The organism is Sulfurimonas sp. HSL1-2, assembly GCF_039645565.1.
In the GTDB taxonomy this organism is placed as follows: Bacteria; Campylobacterota; Campylobacteria; order Campylobacterales; family Sulfurimonadaceae; genus Thiomicrolovo; species Thiomicrolovo zhangzhouensis.
Window position 1 is genome coordinate 961,513 of sequence record NZ_CP147914.1, and the last position, 17,948, is coordinate 979,460.

Here is a 17,948-nt window from a genome sequence, read left to right on the forward strand (position 1 = left end):
TGGCGGATGAATATTGTACGTTTGATTACGGTGGTGATGATCGCCGCCGCATCGCTCGCCGTCATGGCGGCGGAACCCTACATGAACATCGTTGTTGCCGCGGGCAACAGCAAATCGGAAATGGATATCCATGTCCATACCCTGCAACGGAAATTTGCCGAAGACCCCTACATCGTCAAAGCACAGGCCCGTGAGCATTTCGAGGTCGTCAGCCGCCGTTCGGGGCGCTACTACATTGCCAGTATCGAGCCGATCCGCGACAGCGAAGTCGTCTCCAGGATGCTGGAGAAGGTACAGCGTTACTTCCCGGACGCCTATGTTTACACCCACCGCGGGGACGAAGCGGCGGCATCCGAACCGGAACCGAAGGTGGAGGTGCGGACGGTCTACGTTCCCGCCGAACCCGAGATCAAGACCGTCTATATCCCGGCCGAACCGGAGGTGAAGACCGTCTATGTTGACAGGCCGGCCAAAGGGATTGCGTCTGAAAAGATCTTGATGGCACTGGCAGTGATGGCGCTGCTCCTGCTGCTGCTCGTCGCCTACAGTCTCTATCAGAGGCGGAAGCTCTCAAAGATAAGCCACGTGCTCAAAAAAGAGCATGAAGAGCTTGAGCAGATGCTCGAGCATCAAGAAGACATTATGGTCAACGTCGGCGAGAAGATACGGCAGCCTGCCAAGGAGATCGGCAGCAGCAGCGAAAAGATTCTGCAGACGAAACTCGACCCGGTGCAGAGCCGCGAACTGGAAAAGATCAAAAATTCCGATGAACTGCTCCTGGACATCACCAACGACCTGATCGACTTTCTGAACCTCAAGTCCAACAAGGTCAAACTGCGCCATGAGCTGTTCAACATCAACAACGTCCTCGACGAGATGGCGGGGACGGTCAGTAACCGTGCGCGCGGCAGCAACATCGAATTTATCTTTGATATCGAGAAGGGGGTCCCGGCCAAATTCATCGGTGACTCGCTACGGCTGGGGCAGGTGCTCACCAACCTGATGAGCAACGCCATGAAATTCACCGTGGACGGGGAGGTGCGGCTGCATATCCGCCGCCTGGAGGACAAAGGCGGGAAAGTGATGCTGGAGTTCGTCATCTCCGACACGGGGGTCGGGATCGATCCGAACCGTTTCAACGATATCTTCGAGCCCTTCTCTTCGGCCAACGATCTCAAAGAGACGGGCCTGGGGCTCTATATCTCCCGGGCACTGATCGACATGATGGGCGGTACCATCGAGATCAAAAGCGTCATGAACAAAGGAAGCGACTTTATCCTGACGATCCCGTTCGATGTGCCTGACGTCAATGAAAAACGCCACTACCGTCTCCCGGCCAAGGCCTTCACGGGGCACAGCTTCGTGATCGTCGAGGTTCAGCCGACGGCGGCGGACGCGCTCAAAAAAATGCTGGAGTACTTCAAAAACGACGTCAGCGTTCGCTCACTGGGGGCGATCCGGAACAAAAGCGACATCCTCTTTGAAAGCGAAGTTGTCATCATTGCCGAGGATGCTTTCACGCCGGACGTTCAGGCCCTGATCAAGAGGGTCAAGAGTGAAACCAATAACAAGGTCGTCCTGGCGGGGAGCATGATCAACGAACCGCATGACGTTTCGTCGCTCAAAACGCTCATCGATGCGCGCATCATGAAACCGCTGAACCTGCAGCGTATCTACGACCTGATCGTCGACCTTTTCGAAGACAGTATCAAAGAGGTCGACACCGAGGGCGTGACGCCGAGGCATACGTCGCCGAAGGCGTTTACGGAACCGCAGCACTATGAGGACGTTCCGGAAACACCGAACATTTCGAAACAGAGCTTCGGCGTCTTTGCCGGGGCATCCGTTCTGATCGTCGAAGACAACCTGATCAACCAGAAGGTACTGCTGAGCCTCTTCAACGGCAGCGGCATCAAGGTGACTATCGCCGGCGACGGCGTGGAAGCGCTCGAAGCGGTGCAGGATCCGAAGAACCGTTTCGACCTGGTCCTTATGGATATCAACATGCCGGTCATGGACGGGTACGAGGCGACACGCCATATCCGTGCCGATGCGCAGTACGATGAGATGCCGATCGTCTCGCTGACCGGGCTCGGGCTGCCCGAGGAGATTGCGAAGATGTACGCGATCGGCATGAACGCCCACCTGACCAAACCGGTGCAGGTCGGACGGCTCTACACCGTGTTCAGCCGCTTTATCAAGACGGTTACTCCTACCGTCAAGAAGGCGCAGTCGCCGCTCAAGGAGACGCCGTTCGTCAACACGGAAGTCCTGGCGGCGAAGGATGGCCTGATGCGTGCCAGCGGGGATGCGGAGCTTTACGGCGAAATCCTCGAAGAGTACGTCAAGCTCTACGCCAGTGCGGACCAGACATTGGAGATCTTCATGAAGACGGGGAATACGGACGCCGCCAAAAAACTGGCACACGATATCAAAGGCGTCAGCGCGAACATCGGTGCGAACCACATGGTGCAGGTGTGCGAGGCCCTGAACGTCGGCCTGTCGCGGAACTTGGAGAACAGCAAGCTGCAGGCGTTGAAGCATGAATTCGACCGCCACCTGCATGATGTCCTGAAAGAGGCGAGAAAGTATCTGCCGTAACGGCGGATTTAGTAATCATTCCCTACAATTACCGCATGAGAATAGACAAATTTCTGAATGCGGTCAATATCACCAAGCGCCGCACCGTGGCGCAGGACATGCTCGCCAACGGGGTCGTCAGCATCAACGGCCAGAGCGTCAAGCCGAGCAAGAACGTCGCGGTGGGGGATGTCATCGCCATTGCTTACCTCAAGGGGGAGAAGCGCTACGAAGTGCTGCAGATCCCGACGACGAAATCCACACCCAAATCGATGCAAAGCGAATACGTAAAGGAACTGAATTGACCTACAGTGAAGCCAAAGCCGCGTTTGAACGCCTTTTCCGGCATGAAATGGACGACGCGCAGATGCGCGATTTCCTGCTTTCGATGAAACTGGACGAGACGATGCCGGTCGAGGTGCTGGCCGCTGCTGCGTCCGTGATGCGCGCCAATGCCATCGCCCTGCCCGTGGACGAAACACTGCGCCCGGAGCTGATCGATATCGTCGGTACCGGCGGGGACAAGATCGGCAGTTTCAATATCTCGTCGACGGTGGCGCTGCTCTGCGCCTCGATGGGCTCCTATGTCGCCAAGCACGGCAGCCGCTCTGTCACCTCCAAGTCCGGCAGTGCCGATATGTTCGAAGCCCTCGGCGTACGCCTGGACCTGGGCATCGAACAAAGCGCGCGCCTGCTCGAGGAGACGGGCTTCACCTTTATGTTCGCCCAGAACCACCACCCGGCCATGAAGTTCATCATGCCGGTGCGCAAAAGCATCCCGGAAAAAACGATCTTTAACGTCCTGGGCCCCCTGACGAACCCCGCCGGCGTCGGGAAGATCATGCTCGGCGTCTTCGATAAAAGCTTCGTGCCGAAGATCGCGGAGGCGCTGATGATCAACGAGGTGAAGTCGGCGATCGTCGTCAGTTCGAAAGAGCGGATGGACGAGATCAGTATCTCCGACATCACCTACGCGGCCCGCGTCGATGCCGGCGGCATGACCGAGTATGAGATCGATCCGGCTCGCTACGGCATCGCGCGCCAGCCTCTCGAAGCGATCGTCGGCGGCGACGGGGAAGCGAATGCCGCGATCCTGCGGAACATCTTCGATAACCGCGCCACCGACGCGCAGCGCGATATTGTCCGCATCAATGCGGCCAACGCCTTCATCGTCGACGGGAAGGCGCGGGATATCCAGGAGGGGCTTGAGATGGCCGACGAGGGGCTGCAGAGCGGCCGGGCGAAAGCCAAGCTGGCGCAGATCATCGAGGTCTCCGCGAAACTGTGAGACAGCTCAAATGCGGCCGGGAGGATCTGGACCGGGTGGTCGGTGCCATGATGGACGCGCTGCCGCGGGGCGGGGTCGTCATACTGCAGGGCGACCTTGCCAGTGGCAAGACGACGCTGACCCAGGCCGCGGCGCGCCATCTCGACATCGACGAGCCGGTGACGTCGCCGACCTTTTCGCTGCAGCAGTGCTACGGCGACCAGATGTTCCACTATGACATCTATAACCACGGTATCGAGCATTTCCTCGCCCTGGGGCTGCTTGAAGAGCTGGAAAAACCGGGGTATCATTTCATCGAGTGGGGGGACGAGACCCTCATAGAGATGCTGAAGATGGCGGAGATCCCCGCCATTGTGATTGAAATCGAAAAATGTGCGCCCGACGCACGCTGTTACAAGGTGTACCATGCATAAACTGAGTGCCCAGGAGTTGGTCAAAACGATCAAACAGACCGAAATCGTCCGTGGGGTCTCCCTGGAGGTCAATACCGGGGAGGTCGTCGGCCTGCTCGGCCCCAACGGCGCCGGCAAAACGACGACCTTCTACATGATCTGCGGTCTCGTCGAAGCGACGGGGGGCGAGGTCTTCATCGACGAGAAGAATATTTCCGGCTACCCGATGCATGCCCGCGCCCGGTCGGGAATAGGCTACCTGCCGCAGGAAGCTTCCATCTTCAAGGACCTCACGGTTGAAGAGAACCTGATGGTCGCGGCGCAGGCGGTCATCAGCAACAAAAAAGAGCAGCTCGACCGCATCGAGGAGATGCTCGATATCTTCAACATCGAACCGATCCGCTACCGCAAGGGGATCAGCCTCTCGGGCGGGGAGCGCCGCCGCGCCGAGATCGCCCGCGCCCTGGTGGCCCGTCCGCGCTTCTTACTGCTGGACGAACCTTTTGCCGGGGTCGACCCGCTCGCCGTCCTCGATATCCAGAAAGTCGTCGAACAGCTGGTCAAACATGACATCGGCGTACTGATCACCGACCACAACGTCCGCGAGACCCTCGACGTCTGCGACCGCGCCTACGTCATCAAGAGCGGCACGCTGCTCGCGTCGGGTTCGAGCGCCGAGATCATGGTCAACGAGGATGTCCGGCGGCACTACCTTGGCGAGTCGTTCAAATTCTGATCTGAAGGCGCTGCTGGATAGGGAGATGCGGCAGCGCAACCATGCGCTGGAGATTTCCTACGAGCGGCCTGACCCCATCCTTGTCGCACAGCGCTACAGGGAGCCCTACAGCGCACTCGCATGTGCGCTTTTCGCCTACGGGCGCGCCGACCTGATCGTCCGTTTCCTCGACCGCCTCGATTTTTCCCTGCTCGATGCGGACGAAGCCGTGATTCGGAGCGCTTTCGAGGGCTATTACTACCGTTTCCAGAACCGTAAGGATATTACCGAGTTCTTTATCACCCTGCGGCGTCTGAGGCTCGATGCGGATATGGAAGCACTCTTTACGGAAGCGTACGGGAGGAACCGTTCCGTGATCGACGGTCTGAATGCTTTGATCTCGGCCATGCGGGAGCTGAACGATTATGAAAGCCGCGGCTACCGGTTCCTTGTCGGCAGCGAAGTGACGAAGTACAGGGGCGGAGCACCGATGAAACGGTGGCTGATGTTCCTGCGCTGGATGGTGCGCAGCGATGCTATCGATTTCGGGCTCTGGGAAGGCGTCGACAAGGCCGACCTGCTGATGCCTCTGGATACCCACACTTTCAACGTCTCCCGCCGCCTGGGGCTGCTGCAACGGAAAACCTATGACCTTCAATCTGTCGTGGAGCTGACCCGGACCCTCAAAACCTTCGACCCTGCCGATCCGGTCAAGTACGATTTCGCCCTCTACAGGCTCGGTCAGGAAAAAGTACTCTGACACTGGGACGATAGCCGGATTTAGCACAGGAGTGCGTCTGAAATAAAAAAACGCTACTATGCGCAGGTAGAACACCAAACGGAGAGTCCCATGTTGGAAAAACAGTATCTCTACGCCATCTCGGTCGTGGCGATGAAAAACCAGTCCGTCAACAACCAGCTGGTCAGCGGATTGGCGGACAAACGCCATATACTCGCGGATGCCAATGCGATTGTGTGGCAGTTCGATGCCGCGTACAGCGATGCTGTCGTCCTGATCAGCTGCAATGTCAGCGATGCGGGGCCCGGCGGGATGGGGTATCAGTTCACGCTCAAATATACGCAGGGGCGTCTGGAACAGTGTGTCGGCGATCTTGTGAACAAATTGGAAGAGCTGTTGGATTGATGCCGCCGCAGCGCTGCGGCAGAGGGGGGTCAGGCCGCTTTTTTGACCGCTTTTTTCGCCGCTTTTTTCGCGACTTTGACCTTTGAAGGTTTCTCTTTCAGGACGATCTTCGTCACTTTCTTCGCCACTTTTTTTGCGGCTTTTTTCTTCAGTACGTTGTTCGCAACGGCCTTTTTTATCGCCTTTTTCGCCACTTTTGCTACCGCTTTTTTCTTCAGGACTTTTGCCATTCTTTCTCCCTGTAGGTGGTTTTTATTACTGCAAAATAGTAATAAATTATTACCATAGTACATGTTTAATAGATTTATGTCAATGATATAAGGAGAAAAGAAATAAAATAATACAAAATAAGGAACCGGGAGGGTGCGTAATGACCTTTATCGAGTTCAAAAAACTTCTTCTGGATGCGGAGATCACGCTGCCGAAATTCAGCAAGTTGATCAAAGTGAGCGAAAAGAACCTGCAGTCGTACAAGAAGAAGGGCGAAGTGCCCAATACGATCGCCGTCATCGCCGCCTGTTTTGCCGAGATGAAGAAAAATGGGATGGCGTACACACCCGTGGTGGAAGCGCTGGCGCTGCAGGCCAAAACAAAAAAAGGGGCGGGGTTCGCCAAAAAGAAAAAAGGGGATGAACCGGCGCCGAAAACGACGGAGTGACGCTGTACTGCGGCAGGGGAGCACCCCTTTACCGAAGGGGGCGGGAGAAAGTGCTATAATTCCCGAAAAAAAGGAACGATATGGAGTGCGAATTTCCGACGGTCAATGCCAACAGCGATGAGATCAAGGCGATGTTTGAAGCGACCAAGACGATCGCCGTTCTGGGCCTCTCCCCGGACGAGAGCAAGGACAGCCACCGTGTAGCGAAATACCTCAAAGAGGCGGGCTTCAAGATCGTCCCGGTCTACCCGAAAGAGGATGAGATCCTCGGCGAAAAGGTCTACCGCTCCCTGGCCGAGATCCCCTTCCCGGTCGATATGGTCGATATCTTCCGCAAACCGGCGGCCCTGGATGCCGTCGCAGATGCCTGCATCGCGCGCGGCGACGTGAAGTTTTTCTGGGCGCAGAAGGGGATCGTCAACAACGCTGCAGCCGAAAAAGCGGAGCAGGCGGGTATGAAAGTTGTCCAGAACCACTGTACGATGGTCGAACACCGCCATCTTCTGGGATAACGCCGTTGTTCCCCTTCAGCAAGATCGAACAGGCCGCCGAACGCATCGGCGGCGTCGTGACGAAAACCCCCTACGCCTTTGCACCGTATCTCAGCGAAATGAGCGGCTGCGAGGTCTACCTCAAGAAGGAGAACCTCCAGATTACCGGTGCGTTCAAGATCCGCGGGGCCTACAACAAGATCGCATCACTGAGCGACACGGAACGCGCACGCGGCGTTGTCGCAGCGAGCGCGGGCAACCATGCCCAAGGGGTCGCCTACTCCGCGGCGCAGTTCGGGATCCGGGCCGTGATCGTGATGCCGGAATCGACACCGCTCACGAAGGTGGACGGTGTGCGCTATTACGGGGCGGAAGTTATCCTGCACGGCAACAACTATGATGAAGCCTATGCCCATGCCGTTGCGTACGGCACGGAGCACGGACTGGAGTTCGTCCACCCGTTCGAAGATGACGAAGTCATTGCGGGGCAGGGAACAATAGGCATGGAGCTGTTGGCAGCAGGTGAACGCCCCGATGCGGTGGTCGTCCCTGTCGGGGGCGGCGGGCTCATCAGCGGTGTCGCAGCGGCTGTCAAGCATCTTGACCCCTCCATCGAGGTCATCGGCGTCAGTGCGACCGGTGCCCCCGCGATGCGCCAGTCCTTTGAAGCAAAACGGCCGATCGATACGACCTCCGTGCGCACCATCGCCGACGGGATCGCTGTGCGCGACACGTCGCCGAAAACGCTGGAGTACATCCTGGAGAGCGTCGACCGCTTTATCGGTGTCGATGACGAGGAGATTGCCAACGCGATCCTCTTCCTGCTGGAGAAACAGAAGCTCTCGGTCGAAGGGGCGGGGGCGGTCGGTGTTGCGGCACTGCTGCACAAAAAGCTGCCGCACCTCGTCGGCAAAAAAGTGGCCGTGGTGCTTTCCGGCGGGAATGTGGACGTCACGCTGCTCTCCGTTATTATCGAGAAGGGTCTGCTCAAATCCTTCCGGAAAATGAAGCTGACGGTCACCCTGGTCGACCGTCCGGGCTCTTTGATGCAGCTGACGGAACTGCTCAAATCGCTCAACGCGAACATCGTCCACATCGCCTACGACCGCACCTCGACGGACCTTGACTACGGGGATGCCAACGTGACGATCCACCTGGAGACGAAAGGCGAGGCACACCAGAACCAGATCCGCGATCTCCTGCACCGTCACGGTTACCTGAGCCAGGAAGGGCACTGACTTTATGGCCAACGTCGTTGCGATCGATCTGGGCTCGAATACCTGCCGCGCCATCGAGTATGACTGCGCGACGGGCACCTTCGGCCGCCAAAGCGAACGGATCGTCAAGACCGCCGACCGGATGCACGAGACGGGACGCATCGACGAGGGGGCGGTCGCGCGGGTGATCGACGCGCTCAAGGAAACGGATGCGCTGTTCGACCTCGAAAAGACACCCTACCGCGCCGTGACGACCGCAGCCATGCGTATGGCGAAGAACAGCGATGAAGTGCTTGAACGGATTGCGGATGAGACCGGGGTCCGGTTTGAGATTATCGACGGCGACCGGGAGGCTTTTTATGCATTGAAGGCTGCCCGTGCACGTCTGGCGCAGCTCGGCATCCCCTCGGAGTCGCTCTGTATGATCGATATCGGCGGCGGTTCGACCGAGGTGATCTTCTACCAAAACGGGGAGACGGTTTCCAAGAGTTTTCCCATCGGCATCGTCACCGTGGCCCAGCAGTGCGAAGCCCCCGAGGAGATCAGAACCTTTGTGCAGCTGCAACTGCTGCGGGAGGTGTACATCTTCGTCGATACCTACATCATCACCAAAGGGCGTCCGCTCACCTTCGTGATGACGGCCGGGACCCCGACGACGATTGCCGCATTCCTGCAGGGGATGACCTATGACAGCTACGATCCGGCCAAGATCAACGGCTACAGACTCAGCAGGCCCGATTGCGAGAAGGCGCTGCAGGAGCTGCTGGCACTGGATGAAATGACGCGTACGCTTTATGTCGGTGTCGGACGCGAAGCGCTGATCGTGGCCGGGATCGTCATCGTCGAACTTTTCTATGAAGTGCTCGACTACAATAATGCGGTCGTGATCGACGACGGGGTCCGCGAAGGGGTTGCGATCGCCTTTTGCGAAGAGGCGCGCGGCTAAATCCCAGATTCCCCCTGTTTTAAGCGAAAAACTTACCCCTGTTTAACGATTAATCGACTATAATTACCCCATTTTTATCTGATTTAGATAGAGTCTCGGAACCGATAGAACACTGTGCTATCTACGGGACGTTTTTACGAGGAGAAAGCCATGCAGATGAGTGGCGCACAGATGGTCATTGAGGCACTGAAACACGAAGGGGTCGATACCGTATTCGGCTACCCTGGTGGTGCCATCATGAACGTCTATGACGAGATATACAAACAAAATGATTTCCAACACATCCTGACCCGGCACGAGCAGGCGGCCGTGCATGCGGCAGAAGGGTATGCGAAGGTCACCGGCAAGGTCGGCGTGGCGATGGTCACCTCCGGTCCGGGCTTCACCAACGCCGTGACGGGAATCGCCGATGCGTATATGGACTCCATCCCCCTCGTCGTTATCAGCGGGCAGGTCCCGATGTCCCTGATCGGGACGGATGCCTTCCAGGAGATCGATTCCGTCGGGATCAGCCGCTCCTGTACGAAGCATAACTACCTGGTTACCGACGCGGCTGACCTGCCGCGTGTCCTGAAAGAGGCATTTTACCTCGCCGCGACGGGGCGCCCCGGCCCGGTCCACGTCGATATCCCCAAGGATGTTACGGCCCAGATCGCCGAGTTTGACTACAGCCGTCCGGTGGAGATGGAGACCTACAAACCGACTACCAAGGGCAATGCCCGCCAGATCAAGAAAGCGATCGATGCGATCGCCGCGGCCAAACGTCCGCTGCTTTACCTGGGCGGCGGGGTTATCAATGCCAATGCTGCAGACGAAGTCCGCGCGTTCGCGAAACTGACGGGGATACCGGCAGTTGAAACCTTCATGGCCCGCGGCACGATGGGCGCAGACAACCCGCTGGTGATCTCCATGCTGGGCATGCACGGCTCCTATGCCGCGAATATGGCGATGAGCGAGACCGACCTCATTATCGGGCTGGGCGCACGTTTCGATGACCGCGTTACCGGGAAACTGAGCGAGTTCGCGAAAAACGCCGACGTTATCCATGTCGATATCGACCCCGCGAGCATCTCCAAGCTGGTCAATGCGGAGTACCCGATCGTCGGTGATGTCAAGTACGTCGTCGAGGAGATGAGCGCCCTGGCAAAAGGGAAGATCGATGCGGAACGCTACGCCCCGTGGCTGGAGACGATCGAACACTTCAACAAGCTGCATCCGCTGGGATACGAAGAGGAACCCGGTGTCATCAAGCCGCAGTGGGTCATCGAGCGCATCGGTCAGCTGCTGGGCGAAAAGGCGAACATCAGTACCGACGTCGGCCAGCACCAGATGTGGACGGCCCAATTCTATCCCTTCTCGCGTCCGCGCCAGTTCATCAGCTCCGGCGGTCTGGGGACGATGGGCTTCGGCTTCCCGGCGGCGATGGGGGTCAAGCGCGGTGATATGGAGCGTGTCAGCATCAACGTCACGGGCGACGGCTCGATCCTGATGAACATCCAGGAGCTGATGACGTCGGTCGAGTACAAACTGCCGGTCATCAACGTTATTTTGAATAACCACTTCCTGGGGATGGTCCGCCAGTGGCAGACACTGTTCTATGACAAGCGCTACTCGGAAACGGACCTCTCCATGCAGCCCAACTGGGTCGGGCTCGTCGAGAGCTTCGGCGGGGTCGGCTACAACGTCGAGACGAAAGAGGAGTTCGACGCCGCGCTCAAAGACGCCGTCGAAAAGAACGTCGTTGCGATGATCAACGTCAACGTCTCGCGTTTCGAAAACGTACTGCCGATGGTCCCGGCCGGCGGTTCGCTGTTCAATATGATGTTGGAATACAAGGATAAATGATGGAGAATGAAAGAAGAGTCGTTTCGGTCATCTTACAGAACGAGGCGAGCGCGCTCTCGCGGATCACAGACCTCTTTTCGGCCCGTGGCTACAATATCGAGTCGCTGACCGTTGCACCGATCCCGGAATCGAAATATTCGCGCCTCACAATCGCGACCTCCGGCTCTGTCCGGGTGATCGAACAGATCATCAAGCAGCTGCACAAGCTCATCCCGGTCCTGCGGGTTTACGAGCATGCCGATCTCGTCGAGAAGGAGATGGCGATGGTCAAGTTCCCGATCACCGAGAACCTTTCCGACATCGAGACACTGAGCAAAGCCTATAACGGCAAGATCGTCAACGTCGGCAACGACATGCTCATTGCGATGGTCGCCGATGAGCCCAAGCGCGTTTCGCACTACCTCGAGGCCGTCAAGCGTTTCAACCCCAAAGAGATTGTCCGCAGCGGTACCGTGGCACTGGAGCGCTAGGTGCGACTCTCTCTCATCGCGGAAACACTCGGTACGCCGCTGCCGGGTGAAGAGCGCGAGATCCGTGCCATGAATACGCTGGCGGATGCGTCGGCGGACGAACTCTCCTACCTTTCAGATAACCGTTACCTCAACTCCCTGGAAACGACAAAGGCCGCAGCGGTTCTGGTCAAAGCGAATGCCGTAGATGCCGTTCCGGAGCACTGCATCGCGCTCGTGTGCGAGGACGTCTCGCTCAGTATGGCAAAGGCGACATCCCTTTTTACCCCGCCGCTGATCGACCATGATGCCGCCGAACCGCTTATCGGGGAAAAGAGCTTTATCGATCCGCGCGCCAATATCGAGAAGGGGGCCGTGATCGGTAATGGTGTCACGGTCATGGCCGGTGCCTATGTCGGTTCGGGCGCCGTGATCGGCGACGATACGGTTATTTTTCCCAATGTGACGATCTACCGTGACTGCCGAATCGGGGCACGCTGCCGCATCCACGGCGGGACGACCATCGGTGCGGACGGATTTGGTTATGCGCATACGGCGCAGGGAGAGCACGTCAAGATCTATCAAAACGGCAATGTCGTCATCGAGGACGACGTCGAAATCGGCGCGAACTGTTCGATCGACCGGGCACTCTTCAACTCCACCTTCATCCGTCGCGGTGCGAAGATCGACAACAATGTGCATGTGGGGCACAACTGCGATATCGGGGAACACTGTATCTTCGTCGCACAGGTCGGTGTCGGCGGTTCGACGCGTCTGGGTCGCAACTGTGTCGTCAGCGGCCAGACGGCATTCTCGGATCACCTGGAGATTGCCCCGTTTACAACGTTTACGGCACGTTCCGGCGTGACGAAATCCATCAAGGAGAGCGGCAAAATTTTCAGCGGCTACCCGTTGATGGAACACCGCCTCTGGAGCCGGCTGCAAAGCCGGCTGTCGAAGCTGGCCAAAGAGGGGATCAGCACAAAAAAGCGAGTCAAAACCCATGAAGTTGAGTGAAATCTGCCAAAAACTGGGCATTACGTACAACGGTGAGGATCGTGAGATTGCGGGCCTCAATGCGCTGCAGGATGCGGGACAGAATGAAGTGAGTTTTCTGGAAAACCCGAAATACGCTTCACAGCTCTCCGCTACGAATGCCGCGGCCGTACTGGTGACAGCGTCCATGGCGCAGCAGTTGCCGGCACACTCCATCCCCCTGATCGTCGACGAGCCCTATATTGCATTGGCGAAAGCCTCCGCCTTTTTCGCGCCCCAGCGCCTTGAACACGATCTGCCCGAAGCCGCCGTAGGTGCAGGGACGGTGATCGAAGCGGGTGCCTTTGTCGCCAAGGGGAGTACTATCGGCCAAAACTGCCACATTATGCCCGGTGTCTTTATCGGAAACAACGTCACCGTCGGCGACAATACGATCCTCTACCCCAATGTCACGGTCTACCGTGACTGCAGGATCGGCAGCGACTGTATCATCCATGCAGGGACGGTGATCGGCAGCGACGGCTTCGGCTTTGCAACGACGAAACTGGGCGAGCACGTCAAGATCTATCAAAACGGGAATGCCGTCATCGAAGATGATGTCGAGATCGGCTCCAACACGACCATTGACCGTGCCGTCTTCAAGAGCACCGTGATCAAAAAAGGGGCGCGGATCGACAACCTGGTGCAGGTCGGGCACAACTGCGTCATCGGCGAATACAGCGTCCTGGTCTCGCAGGTGGGGCTTGCCGGCTCCTCCCGCCTGGGACGCAACGTCGTCATGGGCGGCCAGAGCGCGACGGCCGGCCACCTTTCCATTGCACCGTTTACGACGATCGCCGCGCGCGGCGGGGTGACGAAGAACGTCGACAAAGCCGGTGTCTACGGCGGGTTCCCGCTGATGGAACACAAGCTCTGGCTGAAACTCCAGGGCAAGCTCGCGCGTCTGCTCAAAGCCTGAATCAAGGCCTCTTTTCTGCACGGCGGTGCAGTACAATCTCTTCTTCTTTTTATGTAAATTGGCGGTGTGGAATAGATGAGGGCGGCGCAAAGCGCCATCCCCGTAAGAATCAGTAGGTTTTGACGAAGTCGGCGATCCGCGCGATGCCTTCGCGGATGTTTTCGATATCGGTGGCAAAACTGAAGCGGAAGTAGCCGTCCATCCCGAAGCCGAGACCCGGGACGACCGCGACCTCTTTTTCTGCGAGCAGGCGTTTACAGAAGGTCATGGAGTCTTCGGTGATCTCTTTGATGTTGACAAAGAGGTAGAAGGCACCGTCCGGCGAGAGCACGGAGAGGCCGTCGATGGCGTTGAAGCGTTCGACCGCTTCGTCGCGGCGTGCCATGAAGGCCTGGCGCATCATCTCGATCTCATCATCCGCGGAGCCGTCGAGGCCCTTGATGGCGGCGTACTGGGTGATGGAATTGATGTTGGACGTGCTCTGGCTCTGCAGGTCTTTGGTCGCTTTGATCATTTTGGCATCCGCGGAAGCCATGTAACCGAAACGCCACCCCGTCATCGCGACGGATTTGCTCAGCCCGTTGATGGTGACGGTACGCTTGAACATGTCGTCGCTGATCGATGCGGCGGAAGTAAACTCCCCTTTGTAGACGAGTTTTTCGTACATCTCATCGCTCGCGACGATGATGTCGGTGCCTTTGAGGACTTCTGCCAGCCCTTCGAGCTCCGCTTTGGAGTAGACGGCGCCTGTCGGGTTCGACGGCGTGGTAAGAATCAGCATCTTCGTTTTCGGCGTGATGGCATTACGCAGCTGCTGCGGCGTGATCTTGAAGCCACTGGCATCGTCGGTCATGATCTCGACGGGGGTACCGCCGCAGTATTTGACCAGTTCCGGGTAGGTGACCCAGTAAGGTGCGGGGATGATGACCTCGTCACCCTCCTGGACCGTTGCCGAAAAGAGGTTAAAGAGCGAATGCTTGGCGCCGTTGTTGACGATGACCTGGTTCATCTCGTAATGCAGGCCGTTGTCGCGCTTCAGTTTCTCGATGACGGCACGTTTCAGTTCGGGGATGCCGTCAACGGCCGTATAGCGGGTTTTGTCGCTTTCGATAGCGGCGATTGCGGCATCTTTAATGACACGGGGCGTACCGAAGTCCGGTTCGCCGGCGGAGAAACTCAGCACGTCTTTACCCTGCGCGCGCAACTCCTGCGCGAGTGCGGTGACGGCGATCGTGATCGATTCGGAGAGAACGTTTACTCTATCGGTCAGTTGCATTCTAGGCCTTTAGGCGGGAAATATCCCTAGTGTTAAATCCTGAAATTATACCACTATAAGCATAAGGGCAGTGTTGAAAAGGAGCGTCGGGAGAAAATTTAGGTGCAGCGTGTTCTCAAACGGCAGGCAACACGGTGAAGCAGCATCGCGGCGGCCACCGCAGCGGCATCGACGGCAATATCCGAAAACGATGCGTGACGGTTCGGCAGGAAGGCCTGAACGATCTCGATGAGGAGCCCGTAGCCGAGCAGGGCGGCGCTACGAATTCGCCAGGAAAGTGCGGGGTAGGCAAAAAGGTGGAGCATATAGAGGGTGAAAAAGGCGGCAAAATGGTTGAGGATATCGCTGAAGGAAGCGAGTTTCGGCAGCGGTTCGTAGCTGGGGATAAAGGCGAGGATCGAAATGGCGAGGAGTGCGGCGGCGAAGAGAAGCCTCGCGGCGGTCATTTCATCGCTTTGAGGAAGGAGTCGTAGATATTCTCCAGTTCGAGATCCTGCTCGAGGATTTCGGCATTATCCTGCATGAGGATGTGTTCAAGGACGGCCACACGCTTCAGGAGGTATTCGAAGAGCTCCTTGTCGATGTCGGGAAGCTTGTTGTGGCTGAGCGGGTCCTTGTCGCGCCCTTTTTCGATGATGCGTGCCGGGATACCGACGGCGGTGGAGTTGTCCGGGACCGGTTTGACGACGACCGAGTTGGAGCCGATCTTGGCATTTTCACCGATGATGATATCGCCGAGCACTTTGGCGCCCGCGCCGATAACGGCATGGTTCTTGATCGTCGGGTGGCGTTTGCCCGGGGTCAGGCTGACGCCGCCAAGCGTCACACCCTGGTAGACGAGGACGTCATCTTCGATGATACAGGTCTCGCCGATGACGACCCCGATGCCGTGGTCGATAAAGAAGCGGCGCCCGATCGTGGCTCCCGGGTGGATGTCGATATTGGTCAGGATCTGGTTGATCGCCATGATGAAGCGTGCGGTGCGGCGGAAACCGTTGCGGTAGAAACGGTTGGCGATCCGGTACCAGGTGACCGCCCAGATACCGGGGTAGTTGAAAAAGAGTTCGAAGCGGCTTCGGATGGCAGGGTCGTTATGGTAGACGTTGACAAAATCTTCTTTGATTTCAGCAAATAGGCCCACCGGTAACCCCTTTATTTTGTCGTACGCAAATAGCCGTTTTGCGCCAGGAAGTGTTTGAGTGTGGAAAGTGTATCACGGTTTCCTTCCTTTGTCCTAAATTCGGATTCGGCAATCCGCGTTTCAAGTTGTTTTAATACGGTGGCCGGATCGTACTCGAGGTTGTCGAGGATCTCGAGGATGTCCTCGGCTTCGTCGAGGTTCGTGAAGCGGTAGCCGTCATCGTCGATCAGCACCGTCGCCTCGCTGGGGTGGCTGAAAAGGTTGTGATGCATGCCGAGGGTCTCCTGGTAGGCACCGACGTTGAAAAAGCCCAGGAAGTACTCTTCGACGTCGAGGTCCACGTCGTGCAGGTAGAGCGGCGCTTTGGGATCGAAACCGATCTCCCCGTCGCTGTCGCAGGTGATATCCCACAGGGATGCCGCCCGGATGGCCGGCTGTTCCAGACGGTCCAGCGGCATCACGGGGAAGTGCTGTTTGAGGCCCCAGTAATCCGGCATGCTCTGGAAGAAGGAGCTGTTGACGAGGTAGCGCTCCTGCAGCCTCTCTTGCAGCCGTTCGATCTCGGGGAGCTGGTTGCTCTGTTTGAGGTAGAGGGCCTTCTTGATAATGAGGTGCACCAGGGTCTCCGCGTTGGAACGGTCCTGCAGGTCGATATAACCCAGCTCGAACAGCTTGAGCAGGGATTCGAGGTGGTCAAGCGCATCGTGCAGGTACTCGATACTGTTGCCGGAGGTGAGCATGTTGTTGAGTTCGAGCAGCTCCTCGATCAGGGGCGGATTCACCTCTTTGAGCTTGAGGGAGCGCTCCTGGTAGTCGTGGGAGAAGAGCTCCAGTACCGGTGTGACGAGGACGGCGTGCGACGCGGTAATGAAGCGGCCCGATTCGGTGACGATGTTGGGATGTTCGACCCCCTTGTCATTCATGATCCCGCCGAGCAGGAAGACAACGTCGTTGGCGAACTCTTTGAGACTGTAGTTGCGGACCCGCTGTGAGGGGTGCTGGGCATATTCGACGGAGAGGCCGCCGCCGATGTTGATGGCGCGCAGCGTATCGGCCCCCATCCGTTTGAGCTCGGCGTAGATATTCCCCGCTTCGCGCAGGGCACGTTTGAGCGGGGCGATCTCGTCCATCTGCGAACCGATATGGAAGTGCAGCATCGTAAAACGGTCGAGCAGGTCATAGCGCTTGAGCAGTTCGAAGGCTTCGAGCAGCTCGGTCGAGGTAAGGCCGAACTTCGCCTGCATCCCGCCGCTTTTGGCCCAGATCCCGCTGCCGCCGCTGTGCAGGCGGATCCGGATGCCGATGTTCGGGACGCGGTAGGGGGTGCTTTCGGCGACTTCAATGATCGATTCGAGTTCGCCGATCCCTTCGATGGTCAGGGTGATGTTATGGCCCATCTGGGCCGCGAGGAAGCCCATGGTGATCATCTCGACGTCTTTGAAGCCGTTAACGGTAATCGGTGAGCCAGTCGGCGTATTGGCCATGGCGAGGATCAGTTCCGCCTTGGAACCGGCCTCCAGGCCGTATTGGTGATCCTTGCCCGCTTCCACGATGGACTTGACGACCTCCGGGTACTGGTTGACTTTCAGCGGATAGACGGCTTTGAAGCGCCCATGATAGTGGTTTTCCTCGATGGCGCGGTTAAAGTGGCCGTAGAGGGCATCGATCTGTTTGGAAATGAGGTGGGGGAACCGGAGAATTACGGGTCCGCTAATCTCTTCCGAACGGATTTGCTTGATAATATCGATCAGCGCGGGTGAGCTCTTGTAGTTGATGTGGGCTCTGCCGTCGCGGATGATGAAGTTGTGGTCACCCCAGATATCGAGTCCGTAGGGCTGTTGCATGTTTTTGC

At 57.6% G+C, this 17,948-nt stretch carries 20 protein-coding genes; 15 read left to right on the plus strand and 5 right to left on the minus strand.

Annotated elements, in window-relative coordinates; translation table 11 throughout:
* Positions 1 to 6: 6 nt before the first annotated feature.
* The 7 genes from WCX18_RS04900 (at position 7) to WCX18_RS04930 (ending at position 6,119) form a co-directional block, all read left to right on the plus strand.
* A complete protein-coding gene (locus WCX18_RS04900) occupies positions 7 to 2,601 on the plus strand; it encodes an ATP-binding protein (protein ID WP_345990217.1) in 2,595 nt (864 codons plus the stop codon).
* A 35-nt stretch (positions 2,602 to 2,636) separates the two neighbouring features.
* Complete coding sequence (locus WCX18_RS04905; RefSeq protein ID WP_345986493.1) at positions 2,637 to 2,885, plus strand: RNA-binding S4 domain-containing protein; 249 nt, start codon at positions 2,637 to 2,639, stop codon at positions 2,883 to 2,885.
* Positions 2,882 to 3,868: an anthranilate phosphoribosyltransferase gene (trpD, locus tag WCX18_RS04910; protein WP_345990219.1), complete on the plus strand. Its 987-nt coding sequence runs from the start codon at positions 2,882 to 2,884 to the stop codon at positions 3,866 to 3,868. Before WCX18_RS04905 ends, trpD begins: the two co-directional genes overlap by 4 nt.
* The gene (tsaE, locus tag WCX18_RS04915; RefSeq protein ID WP_345990221.1) at positions 3,865 to 4,281 is read left to right on the plus strand and encodes a tRNA (adenosine(37)-N6)-threonylcarbamoyltransferase complex ATPase subunit type 1 TsaE; all 417 of its coding nucleotides are present in this window, start codon (positions 3,865 to 3,867) and stop codon (positions 4,279 to 4,281) included. The genes trpD and tsaE overlap by 4 nt, the downstream gene beginning before the upstream one ends.
* Positions 4,274 to 4,996 carry an LPS export ABC transporter ATP-binding protein gene (gene lptB, locus WCX18_RS04920; protein ID WP_345990223.1) on the plus strand — a complete coding sequence of 241 codons (723 nt, stop codon included), beginning with the start codon at positions 4,274 to 4,276 and terminating at the stop codon, positions 4,994 to 4,996. Before tsaE ends, lptB begins: the two co-directional genes overlap by 8 nt.
* Positions 4,997 to 5,021: 25 nt before the next feature.
* Complete coding sequence (locus WCX18_RS04925; protein WP_345990225.1) at positions 5,022 to 5,735, plus strand: TIGR02757 family protein; 714 nt, start codon at positions 5,022 to 5,024, stop codon at positions 5,733 to 5,735.
* A gap of 90 nt (positions 5,736 to 5,825) precedes the next feature.
* Positions 5,826 to 6,119, plus strand: a complete 294-nt coding sequence (locus tag WCX18_RS04930; RefSeq protein ID WP_345990227.1) for a hypothetical protein — start codon at positions 5,826 to 5,828, stop codon at positions 6,117 to 6,119.
* 29 nt (positions 6,120 to 6,148) lie between these two features.
* On the opposite strand, the gene WCX18_RS04935 is transcribed toward WCX18_RS04930, so the two are convergent.
* Entirely contained in the window at positions 6,149 to 6,349 is a 201-nt protein-coding gene (locus WCX18_RS04935; RefSeq protein WP_345990230.1) for a hypothetical protein, read from the minus strand.
* Between the two features lie 140 nt (positions 6,350 to 6,489).
* On the opposite strand from WCX18_RS04935, the gene WCX18_RS04940 reads away from it, so the two are divergent.
* From WCX18_RS04940 to lpxD (WCX18_RS04975), 8 genes are all read left to right on the plus strand, one after another.
* Positions 6,490 to 6,777 (plus strand): hypothetical protein, encoded by a 288-nt coding sequence (locus tag WCX18_RS04940; protein ID WP_345990232.1) that lies wholly within the window; start codon positions 6,490 to 6,492, stop codon positions 6,775 to 6,777.
* Positions 6,778 to 6,857: 80 nt separating this feature from the next.
* A complete protein-coding gene (locus WCX18_RS04945; RefSeq protein WP_345986501.1) occupies positions 6,858 to 7,289 on the plus strand; it encodes a CoA-binding protein in 432 nt (143 codons plus the stop codon).
* Positions 7,290 to 7,294: 5 nt separating this feature from the next.
* Entirely contained in the window at positions 7,295 to 8,506 is a 1,212-nt protein-coding gene (gene ilvA, locus WCX18_RS04950; protein ID WP_345990234.1) for a threonine ammonia-lyase, read from the plus strand.
* A gap of 4 nt (positions 8,507 to 8,510) precedes the next feature.
* A complete protein-coding gene (locus WCX18_RS04955; RefSeq protein WP_345990236.1) occupies positions 8,511 to 9,431 on the plus strand; it encodes a phosphatase in 921 nt (306 codons plus the stop codon).
* A gap of 150 nt (positions 9,432 to 9,581) precedes the next feature.
* Entirely contained in the window at positions 9,582 to 11,276 is a 1,695-nt protein-coding gene (locus tag WCX18_RS04960; RefSeq protein ID WP_345990238.1) for an acetolactate synthase large subunit, read from the plus strand.
* Complete coding sequence (gene ilvN, locus WCX18_RS04965) at positions 11,273 to 11,746, plus strand: acetolactate synthase small subunit (protein ID WP_345990240.1); 474 nt, start codon at positions 11,273 to 11,275, stop codon at positions 11,744 to 11,746. The genes WCX18_RS04960 and ilvN overlap by 4 nt, the downstream gene beginning before the upstream one ends.
* Entirely contained in the window at positions 11,747 to 12,742 is a 996-nt protein-coding gene (gene lpxD / locus WCX18_RS04970; protein ID WP_345990243.1) for a UDP-3-O-(3-hydroxymyristoyl)glucosamine N-acyltransferase, read from the plus strand.
* Entirely contained in the window at positions 12,729 to 13,679 is a 951-nt protein-coding gene (lpxD, locus tag WCX18_RS04975; protein ID WP_345990245.1) for a UDP-3-O-(3-hydroxymyristoyl)glucosamine N-acyltransferase, read from the plus strand. The genes lpxD (WCX18_RS04970) and lpxD (WCX18_RS04975) overlap by 14 nt, the downstream gene beginning before the upstream one ends.
* 109 nt (positions 13,680 to 13,788) lie before the next feature.
* Here lpxD (WCX18_RS04975) and WCX18_RS04980 read toward each other — a convergent pair whose 3' ends face one another.
* From WCX18_RS04980 to speA, 4 genes are all read right to left on the minus strand, one after another.
* A complete protein-coding gene (locus WCX18_RS04980; RefSeq protein WP_345990247.1) occupies positions 13,789 to 14,955 on the minus strand; it encodes a pyridoxal phosphate-dependent aminotransferase in 1,167 nt (388 codons plus the stop codon).
* Between the two features lie 98 nt (positions 14,956 to 15,053).
* Positions 15,054 to 15,401: a VanZ family protein gene (locus WCX18_RS04985; protein ID WP_345990250.1), complete on the minus strand. Its 348-nt coding sequence runs from the start codon at positions 15,399 to 15,401 to the stop codon at positions 15,054 to 15,056.
* Positions 15,398 to 16,096 carry a serine O-acetyltransferase gene (gene cysE / locus WCX18_RS04990; protein ID WP_345990252.1) on the minus strand — a complete coding sequence of 233 codons (699 nt, stop codon included), beginning with the start codon at positions 16,094 to 16,096 and terminating at the stop codon, positions 15,398 to 15,400. The genes WCX18_RS04985 and cysE overlap by 4 nt, the downstream gene beginning before the upstream one ends.
* Before the next feature lie 11 nt (positions 16,097 to 16,107).
* Positions 16,108 to 17,940 (minus strand): biosynthetic arginine decarboxylase, encoded by a 1,833-nt coding sequence (gene speA / locus WCX18_RS04995; RefSeq protein WP_345990254.1) that lies wholly within the window; start codon positions 17,938 to 17,940, stop codon positions 16,108 to 16,110.
* Between the last annotated feature and the right edge of the window lie 8 nt (positions 17,941 to 17,948).

Bases quoted from the DNA above. Each gene is read 5' to 3' on its own strand.
- WCX18_RS04960 (WP_345990238.1), top strand. From the start codon at position 9,582: ATGCAGATGAGTGGCGCACAGATGGTCATTGAGGCACTGAAACACGAA.
- WCX18_RS04980 (WP_345990247.1), bottom strand. From the start codon at position 14,955: ATGCAACTGACCGATAGAGTAAACGTTCTCTCCGAATCGATCACGATC.
- WCX18_RS04930 (WP_345990227.1), top strand. From the start codon at position 5,826: ATGTTGGAAAAACAGTATCTCTACGCCATCTCGGTCGTGGCGATGAAA.
- WCX18_RS04945 (WP_345986501.1), top strand. From the start codon at position 6,858: ATGGAGTGCGAATTTCCGACGGTCAATGCCAACAGCGATGAGATCAAG.
- WCX18_RS04925 (WP_345990225.1), top strand. From the start codon at position 5,022: ATGCGGCAGCGCAACCATGCGCTGGAGATTTCCTACGAGCGGCCTGAC.
- lpxD (WP_345990245.1), top strand. From the start codon at position 12,729: ATGAAGTTGAGTGAAATCTGCCAAAAACTGGGCATTACGTACAACGGT.
- WCX18_RS04900 (WP_345990217.1), top strand. From the start codon at position 7: ATGAATATTGTACGTTTGATTACGGTGGTGATGATCGCCGCCGCATCG.
- lptB (WP_345990223.1), top strand. From the start codon at position 4,274: ATGCATAAACTGAGTGCCCAGGAGTTGGTCAAAACGATCAAACAGACC.
- speA (WP_345990254.1), bottom strand. From the start codon at position 17,940: ATGCAACAGCCCTACGGACTCGATATCTGGGGTGACCACAACTTCATC.
- ilvN (WP_345990240.1), top strand. From the start codon at position 11,273: ATGATGGAGAATGAAAGAAGAGTCGTTTCGGTCATCTTACAGAACGAG.
- WCX18_RS04905 (WP_345986493.1), top strand. From the start codon at position 2,637: ATGAGAATAGACAAATTTCTGAATGCGGTCAATATCACCAAGCGCCGC.
- WCX18_RS04935 (WP_345990230.1), bottom strand. From the start codon at position 6,349: ATGGCAAAAGTCCTGAAGAAAAAAGCGGTAGCAAAAGTGGCGAAAAAG.
- WCX18_RS04940 (WP_345990232.1), top strand. From the start codon at position 6,490: ATGACCTTTATCGAGTTCAAAAAACTTCTTCTGGATGCGGAGATCACG.
- WCX18_RS04955 (WP_345990236.1), top strand. From the start codon at position 8,511: ATGGCCAACGTCGTTGCGATCGATCTGGGCTCGAATACCTGCCGCGCC.
- WCX18_RS04985 (WP_345990250.1), bottom strand. From the start codon at position 15,401: ATGACCGCCGCGAGGCTTCTCTTCGCCGCCGCACTCCTCGCCATTTCG.